The sequence below is a fragment of the Synechococcus sp. N32 genome (genome assembly GCF_900473895.1).
GTDB lineage: Bacteria > Cyanobacteriota > Cyanobacteriia > PCC-6307 > Cyanobiaceae > Parasynechococcus.
Map to the genome: position 1 here is coordinate 401519 of NZ_UCND01000015.1, position 13535 is coordinate 415053.

Genomic DNA, 13535 nt, shown 5'->3' on the forward strand with positions numbered 1-13535 from the left:
GGCAGGGCAAAACGAAATGACGGATCGGGTTGATCGAACGATCAGCCGATGGCGGAGAAGTACTCCTTGGAACCCTTGGGGTCAGGCTTCATGGTCTTTTCGCCAGGAGTCCAGTTGGCAGGGCAAACCTCGTCGGGGTTGGACTGCACGTACTGGAAGGCCTGCAGAACGCGCAGGGTTTCATCAACGTTCCGTCCCACAGGCAGGTTGTTGATGGTGGCGTGCATGATCACACCGTCGGGGTCGATGATGAACAGACCACGCAGGGCAACACCCTCAGCCTCGTCGAGAACGTTGTAGGCCGTGGAGATTTCCTTCTTCAGGTCGGCAACGAGGGGATAGTTGATATCGCCCAGGCCACCCTGATTGCGAGGGGTCTGGATCCAGGCCAGGTGGCTGAACTGGCTGTCCACGGAAACGCCGAGAACCTCGGTGTTCTTGCTGGAGAAATCGGCGTAGCGGTCGCTGAAGGCCGTGATCTCAGTAGGACAAACGAAGGTGAAGTCCAGCGGATAGAAGAACAGCACCACGTACTTGCCCCGGTACTGGGACAGGGTGACTTCCTTGAACTCCTGGTCCACCACAGCGGTGGCTGTGAAATCAGGGGCCTGCTGGCCCACACGCAAGCAACCGGTGTCGGTCATGTTCGGGAGGTGAATGAGTGAGCTGAAGGCCGCAAACGACTTAACACGTAGTCGATCCGACTTCCAGTTTCAGGATTGAACCTATCACGACCCTAGCCATCCGTCGCCATAAACTCAGTTGATGACTGACCAACTCACGAGCTGGGATCCTGCGCTCCTGCGCAAGTTCAGTTCCACCGGACATTTCCGTCTGTTGAACCAGCTGAAGGGCGATCTGCGCAAGAAACCCCTGGATCGAGACCAGCGCACTGGTCAGCTGAAGAGTCTGGGTGGGAATCGCGGCGCAATCCGACGTTCAACGGCACCGCGGAGCATCGAGCCGGCCCCGGCTCCAGCGCCAACACCTGTTGTTGAGACGGCAGGCCCACTCACCAAGGACGATCAACCGAAATCCTTCCGCGATCGCCTCAATGCCATCGACATGCGCTGAGGGTGAACCCCTGAGATGTATGATGGGCACTGGCCTGAAGGGCCTGCGTCAGAGTAGCTCAGCTGGTTAGAGCACAGGATTCATAACCCTGAGGTCGGGAGTTCAAGTCTCCCCTCTGACATTCATTGATTTTGCTGTTGACCAGCATGTTCGAACCCTCGTTGGGTTCGAACATGCCTGATTCAGGCTTTGCGTGCCGGTAGTTTCACCAGGGGATTGAGAGCAGCCCCACCGGCCTGACGGATTTCGAAGTGAAGGTGAGGTCCGGTGCTACGTCCGGTGCTTCCCATCAGTGAAATGCGAGACCCACGGGGAACAATCTGCCCTTTTTTGACCAGGAGACGGCTGTTGTGGGCATAACGCGTGAATTCGCCATCACTGTGGGCGATTTCAACCAGATAGCCGTAGGCGCCTCTCCAGCCGGAAAATGAAACGATCCCATCACGGGCCGCAACAACGGGCGTGCCAGTGTTGTTGGCGATATCAATGCCTTTGTGCATGCGTCCCCAGCGCCACCCATAACCGGAGGTGAAAACCCCCTTGGTGGGCCACTGGTAACCAACAATCGGCGGCTTGAGGCTGTCGGGCTGATCGGCTGAAGACGACAGGGGGCTATCAGGCCATGCAGCACCTCCACTGCTGAGGGGGCGTACAGCCAGGAGCGACTGACCCGAAGTGGCTTCAGCGATCTGCAGTTCCTGGCCAATCGTCAAAGCAGTGAGCTGAAGGCCTGGATTCCAACTCAACAGCTGCTGTTGCGTCACGCCGTGGCGTTTGAGGAATGACGCCAGAGAATCTCCGGTCTTGATTTCGGCCGTTGCGCGAAGCGGAGGTGGGGCAACCAACGGAAGCGTCTCACGTTCACTGGAGCGGTTGAGTGACGACAACGTCACGGCAACAACCCGTGCAGAGTCCGGCAGGGAAAGCCAACTCTCTTTTTCAAAAACGTGGGAGCTTGGCACGTTGTTCAACGAGGCCAGCTGCTCACGATCAAGCTTCAACAGCTCGGCATAACGCCGCAGGGACGTGGCACGAACAACTTGGAACCAGACCTGACTGCTGGAATCGACTTTGCTGACAACAGCAACGGGATTGTTCGGGGAGAGAGCTGGCAGAGGGGGCAGCTCGGCAAGATCAAAAGTGGCGTTATCGGCAATCCCGGGCAGAGAACTCCACAGACCCAGGGACAGAACAGGGGTTACAGCAGCTGCCAGAGCAAGCGTTGCGCGCATGAAACCACTGAGACGCGTTGAAGGTAACGAGCCGAACATCCCCGCGCAAGGGGGTTTGGAGCAGTGGTGGGATTACCACAACCGCAACTGTTGTCCAGCCATGTAGGTCACCAGGGCGCAGGCCACGGAAAGATTGAGGCTGCGAACACCTCCCTGGCCTGCGTCATCAGCAGCTCCAGGCATGGGGATCGTGAGGATGCTGTCGCAGGCTTCGCGAACCGGTTCCGGTAGCCCCGTATCTTCCCGGCCGAAGAGCAGAACATCTCCCCGTTGAAACGTGAACGAAGAGAGCGACGAACCACCACGACGACTGCAGCCGATCAACCTCTGCTCAGGACGAAGCTCAGCTTGAAACTCGGCAAAGTTCGAAGCGATGAAAAGCTGAACGTGGGGCCAATAATCAAGTCCGGCACGACGAACGCTCCGATCATCCACATTGAAGCCGAGGGGTTCAATCAGGGTCAACGGCACCCTGAAGGCCGCCGAGGTGCGGGCGATGTTGCCGGTGTTCGGAGGGATCTGAGGTTCGAACAGGGCAATTCGCAGGGGGGCGATCTCAGTCATGGCACCACCTGGCCAAGGGCATGAAGATCAAGTGCACGACCCTGGAGAACGAGCCAGGCAGCGTCAGCAACGGGGTCAAGTGCCTGCGCGAGGGTTCCGAGACGATCACGGAACAATCCTCCGATGCGTGTTGGGGGAACGACGCCCCAGCCTGTCTCTTCGATCACCAGAACAAACGTGCAGTGCGATGCCCTAATCGAGGCGATCAGCTGTGCACAGAGGTGATCCCACTCCTGGGCAGTGAGGTCCAGGTGGTGGGCAACAAAGCCACCGAGGGCATCAATCAGAACAGATTGCCCGGGAGCCAGACCGTTGATCACGCTCACCAGCTCTGCCCCACATTCAGAAACGCTCCAATGGTCGGGCCGACGCTGCCGGTGGGCCTCCAAACGCTTTTGCCAATCACGGTCATCCGGCCGGGCGGCCGCCGTGGCGATGTAGGTGACAACGGGGTGGTGTTTCAACAGGTGCTCAGCCCAACGGCTCTTCCCACTGCGGGTTGGCCCACTCACCAGGATCAGCCGGCTAGTCGGGCCGGCAACGGGGGGCTCCACTGTGGAGGAGGGGTCAACCACTGCCATTCATTCCCTTCAGCGTCGCGACGGAAGACGGAGACACACGGTTGAGGTACCTGAAAATCCAATACTTGAAGATCGTCGCCAACACCACCGGGAATGTCGCGATGAAGAGGTTGACGAAACTTTGGCTGGAGGGAAGACCGAAATGCTCGGCAATCCCTTCCAGCAAGACCTGCCAACCTTCCGGGCTGTGGTATCCGACGAAAATGTCGGTGAACAGGATGATGGCGAAGGCCTTGGCGGAATCACTCAGCCCGTAAACCGCCTCATCAACAAATCCACGCAGAACACGCAGTTCATCACGGCTCAGAAAACACACCACGGCGAAAGCGATCAGGCCCGCCAGATCCGCAAACACATTCTTGATCGCCTTGAGACTTTCCTCATCGGCATCGTGCTTGAGCTCAGTCGCCTTTTCGGTGAGCTTGTCGCGCAGCGCACCATCATCAAGGGGCTGCACGCCCTTGAGGAAGGCATCGAATTCCAGTTCTTGCTTGTAGAGCCGAAGTTTTTCAGCCGCCTTCTCTTCCAGCTGAGGCTTGGGGTAGCTCAGGAAAGGGAGTTCGGGGGAAAACTGATTGACCGCAGGCGAGATCAGATAGGTACCAGCAATCTGCTGAACAAGTAGGGGAACCAGAATGAGCAGAAGCAGAACCCTCAGGGAAATCAGCGTGCTGTCCCGCCGGCGTCGATACCCCGCCACGACGCTGTCTTCCGTGGAGGGATCCAACTGCAGGCGAATGCTGTCGAAGACACCCAGAAGCGATCGGGGGAGGGCATCCGGTGAGCGGCTGATCGACGGCGAACTGCTGGATCGTCGCGATCCATAGCGGCTCACGACGGATTCAATCAGTTGAAGTTGACGCAACTCCTGGGAATCCAGATGGCCCCGTTGTTTCGAGAGAGTTGCTGCTGTATTGCGGCAGATGGCCAGCGCGGTTTTGAAGCGGCGAAGAATCGTGGCCTGAACAGAGCGCGGCACGGAGAGCTTGAGCTCCGGCCGAATCTGCCGATCGCCGTAGTACTCCAACTCCAGGCTTTGGATGAGCAGAGCCGCCTCGTAGCCACGCTCAAGATCACTGGAGAGCTCGATCGCTTGGCTGTTGCTGAAGAGGTTGATCCAGTTACGGCGGCTCATTGCAGTCAGCTCATCGCAGTCGGGTCATCAGCGCGAAAACACCCACCAGGTGGCCATCGGAATAATGGTTCCAAGCACCAATAGGATGATCACCCACTTGGTGGCATCGCTTTCGGCGGTTTCCGCCTTGGTGGGAATGTTGGTGGGAAGGGTGACCCGTTCGATCTCCTTCGGAGGGCCTGGATCCTCGCCACCCGAGAGAACGGTTGAAAGTCGGGTGAGTCCATCAACGGATGCCTGGCGATAACGATCGCCCTCTCGCAGGGGCACAGTCATCGTTGTACGGGCGGTGCTCTTCAGCAGGCTGGGAGGAAGCTGTGCCTCAAGCTCCTGATTGGCCACCACAGCGGAACGCTTGTTCGAGGCTTCGATCAACATCAGCAGCAGGGGATTGCCGCTGGGTGAGCTCCACGTCTCGAGGAGTTTCTCACCGAAGCTGTTCAAGGTGATCCCGTAATCCAAACGCCGCAGCGTGATCAGGCGGGCATCGACCCGTTGATCTTCAAAGCTGCGTAATTTCGTTTCCAATTCACCACGGCTGGCGCGGCTGAACACATCGGCATCGTCGATCACCAATGCATCAGGCAGGCTTTCACCCAGGGCAGCAGGTGAGATCGCCAGGCTGGCTGGGGCCCAGAGGAGAAGACAGACCCCGAAACTGAGCAGGCTGGCCAACAGGCGTCGGGCGGAACGGGGCATCCCTTCAAGCGTCATTACTGCCTCAGTCTGCCGTTAGCTGTCCAGCATGTCGCGGTTCAAAGCTGCAATTGCGTCAACAATCATGCGGGCTTCGTTGTCGGGCAGAGTCATCTGACGGGTGAGCTGGTCGAGGAGATCGGTTTCCTCCGCTGTGATCTTGCGGTCGGCATGCACCAGATGCGCTGCCACAGCCAGGGCGGACTGCTGCTGAATTCGATTGAGCTGAGGCAAGGCGGACGTGATCAAGCCCTGAACGCCCTGCTCCCGCAACAGCAACAGCAGGCGGTCAAACAATTCACCCATGGCCGCTTCAGAGCTGTCGCTGTACAGCGATCGGTTCTCCAGCTGACGGCGCAGGGCATGGGCCTCATCCCGCCCCAGCCTTCCATCACAGGCAACAGCGGCAAGGGCAACAGCAGCAAAAGCCTCGGGGGTCGTCATGGCAGAGACGCACATGTCCGTATTTGAGCAGGATGATTGCGTTCTGACAGCACCCTCTCTTGATGCCAGGTCCCGCCCGAGCTGTTCTGATCTGTGCTCTTCTGTTGCTGGGTCTGACCGTGACCAATGCAGGGGTAGCGCAGACCGTGACACCGGACTTTCAACGGGCCGAAGTTCTGGCGGGGATGGCAGCGGTGGGCCTGATGCTGGTGGCTGTGCTGTGGACACGGGCGAACCCCAAGTCAGCAGAGAAAGTGCCGTTGCAGGGGGAACAGGGACTTTTGATGGCGGATCAGTTCAGCGAAAACCAACAACAGGAGCTGGCCTGGGGCAGCCACATGCTGTTGACGGCGACGCCAGCGGCATCCGTGCTCGTGTTCTGGCGCCATCAGGTTGTGCTGCGTCGGGGCCTGATCAGTCAGGGGGCTTTCGAACCAGGAGCGATCACCCAACGGGCCATGGAGCGTGAGCAAACCATCTCCTTGGTCAACACAACGCTCTTTCCAGGCCGAGCGGAATTCGACGCGATGCTGCCATCACTTCCCGCCATCGTTGTTTGCCCGATGGGGAAGGAGGGGGCTGTGATCGTGGGGGGATGGTCGCCCCGCTGTTTCACCCGCTCCGATGAGCGATGGATTGAGGGCTGGACCCAGCGGCTCAGAACGACACTTGCGGCCGGCGAGGCTTCTCCTGTGCAGCCGGACTCAGCTTGATCGTCGATTCAACCCTCGCTCCGGCTTGGCCGAAGCGGATCGCACCATCGTCCGAAATCTTGGCCTCCATGCGCGAAGCACGCGTGATCTGCTCCGGTTCGGTCCGCTGCAGAACCACATCGCCATCAGCGACAACCCGTTCACTCCGCCAGTTCCAAGCGCATCGTTGGGCCGTCAATGTTTCCAACGTCTGCTCAACGCGACATGAGTTGGAAATGATCACGGTGCCAGTGCGCTGATCAAGCTTGAACCCCCTCCCCTGCACCTTGCTGTTTTTCAACTCAGCCTGAATGGGTTGATCGGATTCAAGTTGCTCCGCCGAAAACAGCCAACGCGTCCGGCCGGCAGTGATCCGACCGCGATCGCTTTCCAGCACCAGCGTGACCGGTTGTTGTAGGTCGAGGTAACCCTGGCGGGTGTTGCCATCCAGTCCTGAAGCACTGAGCGTGCGGCCATCGCTGCGGATGGCCTGCACCGGTCCAGGCGCCTGGAACAAACCACTCTTCAGATTCCAGGTTCCATGTCCACCCCGCACCACTGTGGAAGCAGCATTGGTGCCATCAACACGGTTCAGCTGGGTTGGGCCCTTGAACTCCAGCACCTCGGTGTCCTGCTGGAACACCAGCTCGCGTGAGCGGATTTGCGCTTTGCCATCATTGGCCTTGGGCCGTTGATTGATCACCATTCGCGACTGCGATGGCGTCCAAATCAGATTGTCTCCCTCAATCGTCAGCCCCCGTTGGTTCAACTGCTGCAGCTGCACCGATCCTTCAAGAACGACGAGCTCTCCATCCCGCAACACCGTGGCGAGATCGGCGGTGATCCTGTAGTGCGGTTGATCATTCCTATAGAGAACGCCCTCGGGACGTCGTGCACGGATGGTTCGACTGCTCAGGTCGTAACGCGCCTCGGGGCTGGTGAGATCCCAGCCACGATTGCCATCGTCGGCCCGCTGGCTCAAATCCAGCGACCGGAAGACAAAGGACGGCGTTGGTTCAAGCGCAATCGGTCGCCGCGTTGTGCACCCGGTGAGCCATGCACTCGCCACAAGGGCTGCTGCCAGACCACAACGTGACAAGCGACCCAGCATGCTTTGTTCAGAGCGGTTCATCCAGTTCCAACCGCTGCATCACCGGTGTTGGCTTCGGCAGCGCGGAACCGCTGCACAGCCTGCCCCAATTCAGCTGTTTCGACCAGTTGTCTGGATCCAAGCGTTCTCCAAGTTGAGACAGGATCCGCTCGCTGAGGTCGGGCAAGAGCGGGGCAAGCAGGAGTCCAACGATGCGGGTGGTTTCCAGCACAGCAAACAAATCCTCGGCCACGCTCTGCTCTTGACCGGGCTCCTTCATGCGACTCCAGGGAGCCGTGTCATTGAGATGACCGTTCGCGGCAATGGCCAACTGAAGGATCGACTCGGACGCGGTCTTGAACGCGAGCTGCGGCATCGCCTCCATCACCGTGCTGACGGTTTCCGCAGCCTTGAGGGCCAGGGGATGGTCAGCACTTGAGGCTGCTCCTGCCGGGGGCACGCCGTCATCGAACCATTTGCGCGCCATCGACGAGGTGCGATTCAGCAGGTTGCCGATGGTGTTGGCCAGATCGTTGTTGACTAGATCAACAAAGCGTTGCTGTTGGAAATCGCCGTCGTCTCCGAATTGGATGTCGCGCAGGAGGTACCAACGAACGGCATCACTGCCGCATCGCTCCAGCAACAGTTCGGGGTCCAGCACATTGCCGAGGGATTTGCCCATCTTCTGGCCCTCACGGGTGAGGAAGCCATGGCCGAACACCTTTTGCGGCACCGGCAGTCCTGCAGACATGCACATGGCAGGCCAGAACACAGCGTGGAAGCGAAGGATGTCCTTGCCGATCACGTGCACGGAGGCGGGCCAACCGCAGGAGGCGAGCCGATCGAGCGATACCGCTTCTCCATCATCAAGAAGCGCTGTGAGATAACCCAGCAGGGCATCAAACCAGACGTAGAAGGTGTGGCCTGGATGGTCGGGGACCGGAAGTCCCCAGGACACATTCACCCGCGAAATGGAGAAGTCGCGCAGACCTTGAGCGACGAAGTTGCGCACTTCCTGTCGTCGGCTGGCTGGGGCGATGAAGTCATCGCGCGCAACCAACTCCTCAATGGCGGATTGATAGCGGGAGAGCCGAAAGAACAGGTTCTCCTCATCGCGCCATTCGAGAGGCTTGCGGTGGATCGAACAGGAGGGCGACTCCGCTTCGGCCGGATCATCCTTGTATTCCTCGCAATCGACGCAGTACCAGCCGGTCTGCTTGCCGACAACGATGTCGCCGGATGCCTTGACCCGTTCGTAGAACTGTTCCACCAATTCCAGGTGGCGCGGGTTGGTGGTGCGCACAAAGCGATCGTCAGAAATCCCCCACTGATTCCAGAGATCGCGGTACCGGCTGCTGACCTTGTCGCAGTGGTCCTGGGGGCTCAGCTGCTGACGTTCTGCCGTGCGCTGAATCTTCTGGCCGTGCTCATCAACACCGGTCACGAAGGTCACCTTCTCCAGCTGCAGCCGCTCAAAGCGAGCCAAGGCATCACAGGCCAGGGTCGTGTAAGTGCTGCCCAGATGGGGACGATCGTTGACGTAATAGAGCGGAGTCGTAAGGGTGTAAGGCATCAGAAAAGTTCGAACTCCGCTGCACCGCAGCGACGACAGACTCTAACGAGCATGCCCATCTCGCTCCACGCCAAACAGCCCTCCTCATGACGCACCGCGACGTGGTGGTCTGGGGTGGTGGCTGCGGCGGGGTTGCTGCTGCACTGCAGAGCGCAAGATCAGGAGCAGACACGACACTGTTCACCCCCGGCCCCTGGCTGGGGGGCATGGTGAGTTCAGCAGGAGTCTGTGCCCCGGATGGCCATGAACTCACCTGTTGGCAAACCGGAATCTGGGGCGCCTTTCTGCGGCAGTTGGAGTTGGAGGAGCCGAGCGGGCTCGACCACAACTGGGTGAGTTGTTTCGGATACAGGCCGCAAACAGCCGAACGGATCCTGCAACGCTGGGTGGCGGCTGAGCCCAGGCTGGACTGGCGTCCCCACTGCAGGCTGGAACAGGTTCACGGCCAGCAGGGTCGCCTCCAGTCTGTGGAGATCCACAGCGCCAATGGCGTCGAAATCTTTTCCGCCGACGTGTTTGTGGATGGCAGCGATCTGGGTGACCTGCTTGCCCTGTCGTCCGCCCCCTACCGCTGGGGGTGGGAAGCCAAGGAGATCTGGGATGAACCCAGCGCCCCCGAGCAGTCCCGGCTTGAGAGCGACGCATTCTTTCAAGAGCAACCGATTCAGTCACCCACCTGGGTGGTGATGGGCCAATTGCATGGGGAACTCGCTCCGCGCCAGGCCGCAGCGATCCCGCGGATTCCGTTCGATCGGAGCACCGCCAGCTTCGGCCTCGAGAAAACCATCACCTATGGCCGTCTGCCAAGCGGCCTGGTCATGCTCAATTGGCCCCTTGAGGGCAACGACTGGCACCACAGCCTCGATCGAGCCCTCAGTGCTGATGGCGAGGTTCGTGCGGAGCTGGCCCAGGAGATGCAATGGCACAGCAAGGATTTCCTGGCGGCCCTGGAGGAATGCAGCGGTGGTTGGATCACTGCCGGTAACGCCTTCCCGGGAGCCGATCCCAGCCTGGCGTTGATGCCGTACTGGCGAGAAAGCCGGCGGCTGATGGGTCGCACAACGGTCACGGAACGCGACCTCTTGCCGATCTCCACACAAGCCTTGCGGGGACCGCTCCCCATCGATGCCCAGGGACGCTGCACCAGCATCGCTGTGGGCACCTATGCCAATGACCATCACTACCCCGGCGACGACTGGCCCCTCGCCCCGAAAAGTGTTCGTTGGGGAGGACGTTGGAGCGGTACGCCCTTCTGCATCCCCTTCGATGCCCTGATCACAGACTCAATCCCCAACCTTGTGATGGCCGAGAAAGGCTTCAGCGTCAGCCACATGGCCAATGGGGCCACGCGCCTGCAGCCTTTGATCCTCAATCTGGGCCAGGTGGCGGGTCTGGCGGCGGCCATGGCGGTTCGTCAGGGCTGTAACCCTGCTGATCTGCAAGTTGAGGCCATCCAGTCAGCCCTGATCCACGAGCCGCAGGCCCCTGCAGCAGTTCTCCCGATCTGGGACTGGCCGCTCTGGCATCCGCACTGGGTTAAGGCACAGGAGCAGGGCTTGGCTCAGGCTGAACACCTGGACGCCATGGGCCGCCTTTCAGGCCCAAGGGCCAGCATGCTGCTTCCCCCTGGCGTGAACCAGGCGCCAAATCAGCCCCATGAGGTTGGCCTCAGTGGCGTGCTCACCGGCAACCTCCATGAGGGCTACCACTTGGAAACCGCTGAGAGGATCTGGCCTCTGATCACCCTGGAACCGGCAATCCATCGCTGGCTATCCAACGAGGATCATTCGGGCCGAACCCTGAACCTCCGCGGCATTAAGAATCCCTGGGGGCCCTGGGTGCGGATCACTGGGGTTCTGAATCAAGCCAACTGAAGCTGCAGCTCACCGCGTACCGGGTCAGCCCGCCCCACCCTGAGTTCAAGAGCATCACCAGGAGCAGGGTCTGCTGCAGACACACAACCGACCAGATCCATGGCCAGCTCGCTCACATGAACCAGGGCCAAGCGATCCTGCGGGCGCAGCCAGCGCAGGAACACGGCCGACCAAACGGTGTTCTGATGCTCGGCGAACCACACCTGCTGCCAGTGGCGCTGATCCTCACGGCTGATCTGAATGGATTGGCGCAATGGATCATCGAGGTCATCGATCACTTCCCGCAGACGCTCTTCATCCATCGGTGCAAGCGCCGAGAGCTGGGCAATGATCTGCCGGTGGGCGACGAGATCGGCGTAGCGTCGGATCGGTGAGGTTGCCTGCACATAGGCCTCAAGCCCGAGGCTGAAATGGGGCATGGCTCGCGTGCCCTGCACGCCTCGGCTCAAGCAGCGCTTGATCGCCGCATCACGGGCTGGTCCCTCGGGGATTCGATCGAGTTCATCGCTGGAGGGCAGCTCCGCCGCAGGCTGACTGCGGAAGGGCAACGGCAAGCTGTGCTCTTGCCCAAAGCCGGCCACAACAGCTCCCATCAGCAGCATCGCTTCACTCACCATCAGGCGGGCGGGTGAAGGGTCAATCACCTGCAGCGTCAAGGCTCCATCGCTGCGGCGGAAGCGTCCTTCAGGCCGGTCAAACATCACGGCTCCTTTGGAACGGCGCCAGCGCATGCGCAACATCAGAAGTCCCGAGAGATCCGAGAGGGCTTCATCCCCTGGGGGTGCCAACTCGATCAGCTCATCACCATCGGTGTAGGTGAGGCCATAGCGGGGTCGGATCCAGCTGCGCGCAATCCGTTGCTCCGCCACAGCACCATCCTCATCGAGGCGAACGGCCACACTGAGGGCTGCACAGCGCTGTCCAGCCAGAAGACTGAGGGGACCGGCCGCCAGCTCCAGAGGCAGCATGGGCATCACACCCTCCGCCAGATACAAACTGGTGGCTCGACGTCTGGCTTCCTGATCAAGGGGGGAGTCAATGTCGATCAGACGGCTGGGATCAGCGATGTGGATCCAGATCCAACCGACGCCATCACGACGCTCCAGCGAGAGCGCGTCATCAATTTCTCGAGTGCCCGCATCGTCCAGGCTGTAGGTGGCCAGGTGAGTGAGGTCGATGCGTTGCTCATCCCCAGGTCGCTCTTCATTCGAAAGAGCAACAAGACGATTCGCTTCCTCCACCAGATCAGAGGGAAAACAGCGGGACCAGACGCTGCCCCTCAGGCCAATGGGCTCATTGGGATCGAGCAGCCCACGCACGATCAACCACTGCCGAAGATCGGCGGCATCTGATCCAATCGCCAACGCTGACGACCATTGCTGGAGATCTAGGTCGGAACCCACCGCAACGGGATTGTCTTTCAGCAACTGAATCCAGTGGCTGAAGCGCTCGTCCCAAACCGGGTCCAGCTCCAGGCGTTCAGCGTCGCTGAGGCTTCGCTCTGCCCGCAGCAATGCGAGCTGCCGTTGTTCATGTTGTTGCGCCTGCCGCTCAGCTCGGCGTTGGCGGCGCAGGCTGGCCCTCTCTTCGCGGGAGAGTGGCTGGATCAAACGGTCACGACGCCAGCGGAACAACTGTTGGTTTCCATGCAGCCAGGTCCACAGCGCTGCCAGACCAGCGAGGTTGAGCGGGGTCAACACCAACTCCCCCAGCTCGCAGAGGCTCAGCCGAGCCAATCCCCCCGGTTGATCCGTTTCCAACAGCTGCCAGGCCTCCACAACGGCCCGCGCTGATGGAGCACTGTCCTGCACCTGCTCAGGGGCAGGTAGTTCACTGCCATCGAACAGATGCTCGGGATCGATGGCAATCAGATCGCGCAGGGGCAGGCCCTGGTCACGACGTTGACCACCAAAAGAAAGAACCGCCTTGCTGCCCTTGATGGACAGAAGACGGCCGAAGAGAGGAGAACCCTTGAGAACAACCGCGACGGTGTCTCCGGGTTGGATTGAATTGTTCAACGCCCGAGGATCAACCTTCGGGGTTCACAAACGGCAGAAGGGCAACGATGCGGGCACGCTTGACGGCGTTGGTGAGATCGCGCTGCTGCTTGGCGGTGAGGCCGGTGAGGCGACGGGGAAGAATCTTGCCGCGTTCGGTGATGAACTTCTTGAGAAGATCCACATCCTTGTAATCGATGGGATCACCGGGCTTGATCGGCGAAAGACGCTTCTTGAAGAAGGAGCTGGACATGACTCAGGAACGGATGGAGGAAAGACGGACCTGCAAGGTCACTTGATCTCCTTGTGGAGCGTGGACTTGTTGCAGTGGGGACAGAACTTTTTGATCTCCAGCCGTTCGGTGGTGTTCCGGCGGTTCTTTTCCGTCGTGTAGCGAGACACGCCGGGTGAACGCTTGGCGGGATTGGACCGGCATTCGGTGCACTCGAGAGTGATCACGATCCGGACGCCCTTGTTCTTGGCCATAAAGGACGTTGCGCCGCAGGTGCGAAGCGAATTGACAAACATCGAGCTTACCCCCTGACCCGACAGGTTCAGAGCAGCTCACCCAGAGGGGACTTCC

The 13535-nt window shown here is 60.1% G+C and carries 15 protein-coding genes and 1 tRNA gene; 4 read left to right on the forward strand and 12 right to left on the reverse strand.

Going from position 1 to position 13535, the window contains the following annotated elements; all coding sequences use genetic code 11:
• Nucleotides 1-41: 41 nt before the first annotated feature.
• Nucleotides 42-644 carry a peroxiredoxin gene (locus DXY35_RS10690; protein ID WP_114989138.1) on the reverse strand — a complete coding sequence of 201 codons (603 nt, stop codon included), beginning with the start codon at nt 642-644 and terminating at the stop codon, nt 42-44.
• A 121-nt stretch (nt 645-765) separates the two neighbouring features.
• Here DXY35_RS10690 and DXY35_RS10695 point away from each other — a divergent pair, with 121 nt between their 5' ends.
• Together DXY35_RS10695 and DXY35_RS10700 are read left to right on the forward strand one after the other, a co-directional pair.
• Entirely contained in the window at nt 766-1074 is a 309-nt protein-coding gene (locus DXY35_RS10695; RefSeq protein WP_115082269.1) for a hypothetical protein, read from the forward strand.
• A gap of 47 nt (nt 1075-1121) precedes the next feature.
• A tRNA-Met gene (locus tag DXY35_RS10700) sits at nt 1122-1195 on the forward strand.
• 61 nt (nt 1196-1256) lie between these two features.
• Here the strand turns inward: DXY35_RS10700 and DXY35_RS10705 are convergent.
• The 6 genes from DXY35_RS10705 to DXY35_RS10730 form a co-directional block, all read right to left on the reverse strand.
• A complete protein-coding gene (locus DXY35_RS10705) occupies nt 1257-2306 on the reverse strand; it encodes a M23 family metallopeptidase (RefSeq protein WP_170950602.1) in 1050 nt (349 codons plus the stop codon).
• A 72-nt stretch (nt 2307-2378) separates the two neighbouring features.
• Complete coding sequence (locus tag DXY35_RS10710) at nt 2379-2870, reverse strand: tRNA (cytidine(34)-2'-O)-methyltransferase (protein ID WP_115082271.1); 492 nt, start codon at nt 2868-2870, stop codon at nt 2379-2381.
• Entirely contained in the window at nt 2867-3451 is a 585-nt protein-coding gene (gene cobU, locus DXY35_RS10715) for a bifunctional adenosylcobinamide kinase/adenosylcobinamide-phosphate guanylyltransferase (protein ID WP_115082272.1), read from the reverse strand. Before cobU ends, DXY35_RS10710 begins: the two co-directional genes overlap by 4 nt.
• On the reverse strand, nt 3438-4586 hold the full coding sequence (gene pxcA, locus DXY35_RS10720; protein ID WP_115082273.1) for a proton extrusion protein PcxA: 1149 nt from the start codon (nt 4584-4586) through the stop codon (nt 3438-3440). The genes cobU and pxcA overlap by 14 nt, the downstream gene beginning before the upstream one ends.
• Nucleotides 4587-4613: 27 nt before the next feature.
• Nucleotides 4614-5285: a photosystem II repair protein Psb32 gene (psb32, locus tag DXY35_RS10725; RefSeq protein ID WP_115082274.1), complete on the reverse strand. Its 672-nt coding sequence runs from the start codon at nt 5283-5285 to the stop codon at nt 4614-4616.
• Between the two features lie 33 nt (nt 5286-5318).
• A complete protein-coding gene (locus tag DXY35_RS10730; RefSeq protein ID WP_115082275.1) occupies nt 5319-5726 on the reverse strand; it encodes a tellurite resistance TerB family protein in 408 nt (135 codons plus the stop codon).
• A 62-nt stretch (nt 5727-5788) separates the two neighbouring features.
• Here DXY35_RS10730 and DXY35_RS10735 point away from each other — a divergent pair, with 62 nt between their 5' ends.
• Nucleotides 5789-6439 carry a cofactor assembly of complex C subunit B gene (locus tag DXY35_RS10735; RefSeq protein WP_115082276.1) on the forward strand — a complete coding sequence of 217 codons (651 nt, stop codon included), beginning with the start codon at nt 5789-5791 and terminating at the stop codon, nt 6437-6439.
• Here DXY35_RS10735 and lptC read toward each other — a convergent pair.
• Together lptC and metG are read right to left on the reverse strand one after the other, a co-directional pair.
• Nucleotides 6384-7550 carry an LPS export ABC transporter periplasmic protein LptC gene (lptC, locus tag DXY35_RS10740; RefSeq protein WP_115082277.1) on the reverse strand — a complete coding sequence of 389 codons (1167 nt, stop codon included), beginning with the start codon at nt 7548-7550 and terminating at the stop codon, nt 6384-6386. The two genes, DXY35_RS10735 and lptC, sit on opposite strands and share 56 nt — an antisense overlap.
• Nucleotides 7537-9081 carry a methionine--tRNA ligase gene (gene metG, locus DXY35_RS10745; RefSeq protein ID WP_115082278.1) on the reverse strand — a complete coding sequence of 515 codons (1545 nt, stop codon included), beginning with the start codon at nt 9079-9081 and terminating at the stop codon, nt 7537-7539. Before metG ends, lptC begins: the two co-directional genes overlap by 14 nt.
• An 86-nt stretch (nt 9082-9167) precedes the next feature.
• Between metG and DXY35_RS10750 the strand changes: the two genes are divergently transcribed.
• On the forward strand, nt 9168-10955 hold the full coding sequence (locus DXY35_RS10750) for an FAD-dependent oxidoreductase (protein WP_115082279.1): 1788 nt from the start codon (nt 9168-9170) through the stop codon (nt 10953-10955).
• On the opposite strand, the gene DXY35_RS10755 is transcribed toward DXY35_RS10750, so the two are convergent.
• Genes DXY35_RS10755 through rpmG form a run of 3 tightly spaced genes read right to left on the reverse strand, consistent with a single transcriptional unit; the run spans nt 10943 to nt 13438 of the window.
• Nucleotides 10943-12973, reverse strand: a complete 2031-nt coding sequence (locus DXY35_RS10755) for a ribonuclease catalytic domain-containing protein (protein WP_115082280.1) — start codon at nt 12971-12973, stop codon at nt 10943-10945. The genes DXY35_RS10750 and DXY35_RS10755 overlap by 13 nt on opposite strands.
• 10 nt (nt 12974-12983) lie before the next feature.
• Nucleotides 12984-13205, reverse strand: a complete 222-nt coding sequence (gene rpsR, locus DXY35_RS10760; RefSeq protein ID WP_006041316.1) for a 30S ribosomal protein S18 — start codon at nt 13203-13205, stop codon at nt 12984-12986.
• 38 nt (nt 13206-13243) lie between these two features.
• On the reverse strand, nt 13244-13438 hold the full coding sequence (gene rpmG, locus DXY35_RS10765; protein ID WP_006851071.1) for a 50S ribosomal protein L33: 195 nt from the start codon (nt 13436-13438) through the stop codon (nt 13244-13246).
• Nucleotides 13439-13535 lie beyond the last annotated feature (97 nt).

What these genes read in the sequence shown, in the direction of transcription:
- metG (WP_115082278.1), bottom strand. Translation starts at nt 9,081, where the DNA reads ATGCCTTACACCCTTACGACTCCGCTCTATTACGTCAACGATCGTCCC.
- rpmG (WP_006851071.1), bottom strand. Translation starts at nt 13,438, where the DNA reads ATGGCCAAGAACAAGGGCGTCCGGATCGTGATCACTCTCGAGTGCACC.
- DXY35_RS10710 (WP_115082271.1), bottom strand. Translation starts at nt 2,870, where the DNA reads ATGACTGAGATCGCCCCCCTGCGAATTGCCCTGTTCGAACCTCAGATC.
- DXY35_RS10730 (WP_115082275.1), bottom strand. Translation starts at nt 5,726, where the DNA reads ATGACGACCCCCGAGGCTTTTGCTGCTGTTGCCCTTGCCGCTGTTGCC.
- psb32 (WP_115082274.1), bottom strand. Translation starts at nt 5,285, where the DNA reads ATGCCCCGTTCCGCCCGACGCCTGTTGGCCAGCCTGCTCAGTTTCGGG.
- DXY35_RS10690 (WP_114989138.1), bottom strand. Translation starts at nt 644, where the DNA reads ATGACCGACACCGGTTGCTTGCGTGTGGGCCAGCAGGCCCCTGATTTC.
- cobU (WP_115082272.1), bottom strand. Translation starts at nt 3,451, where the DNA reads ATGGCAGTGGTTGACCCCTCCTCCACAGTGGAGCCCCCCGTTGCCGGC.
- DXY35_RS10695 (WP_115082269.1), top strand. Translation starts at nt 766, where the DNA reads ATGACTGACCAACTCACGAGCTGGGATCCTGCGCTCCTGCGCAAGTTC.
- lptC (WP_115082277.1), bottom strand. Translation starts at nt 7,550, where the DNA reads ATGAACCGCTCTGAACAAAGCATGCTGGGTCGCTTGTCACGTTGTGGT.
- pxcA (WP_115082273.1), bottom strand. Translation starts at nt 4,586, where the DNA reads ATGAGCCGCCGTAACTGGATCAACCTCTTCAGCAACAGCCAAGCGATC.
- DXY35_RS10750 (WP_115082279.1), top strand. Translation starts at nt 9,168, where the DNA reads ATGACGCACCGCGACGTGGTGGTCTGGGGTGGTGGCTGCGGCGGGGTT.
- rpsR (WP_006041316.1), bottom strand. Translation starts at nt 13,205, where the DNA reads ATGTCCAGCTCCTTCTTCAAGAAGCGTCTTTCGCCGATCAAGCCCGGT.
- DXY35_RS10705 (WP_170950602.1), bottom strand. Translation starts at nt 2,306, where the DNA reads ATGCGCGCAACGCTTGCTCTGGCAGCTGCTGTAACCCCTGTTCTGTCC.
- DXY35_RS10735 (WP_115082276.1), top strand. Translation starts at nt 5,789, where the DNA reads ATGCCAGGTCCCGCCCGAGCTGTTCTGATCTGTGCTCTTCTGTTGCTG.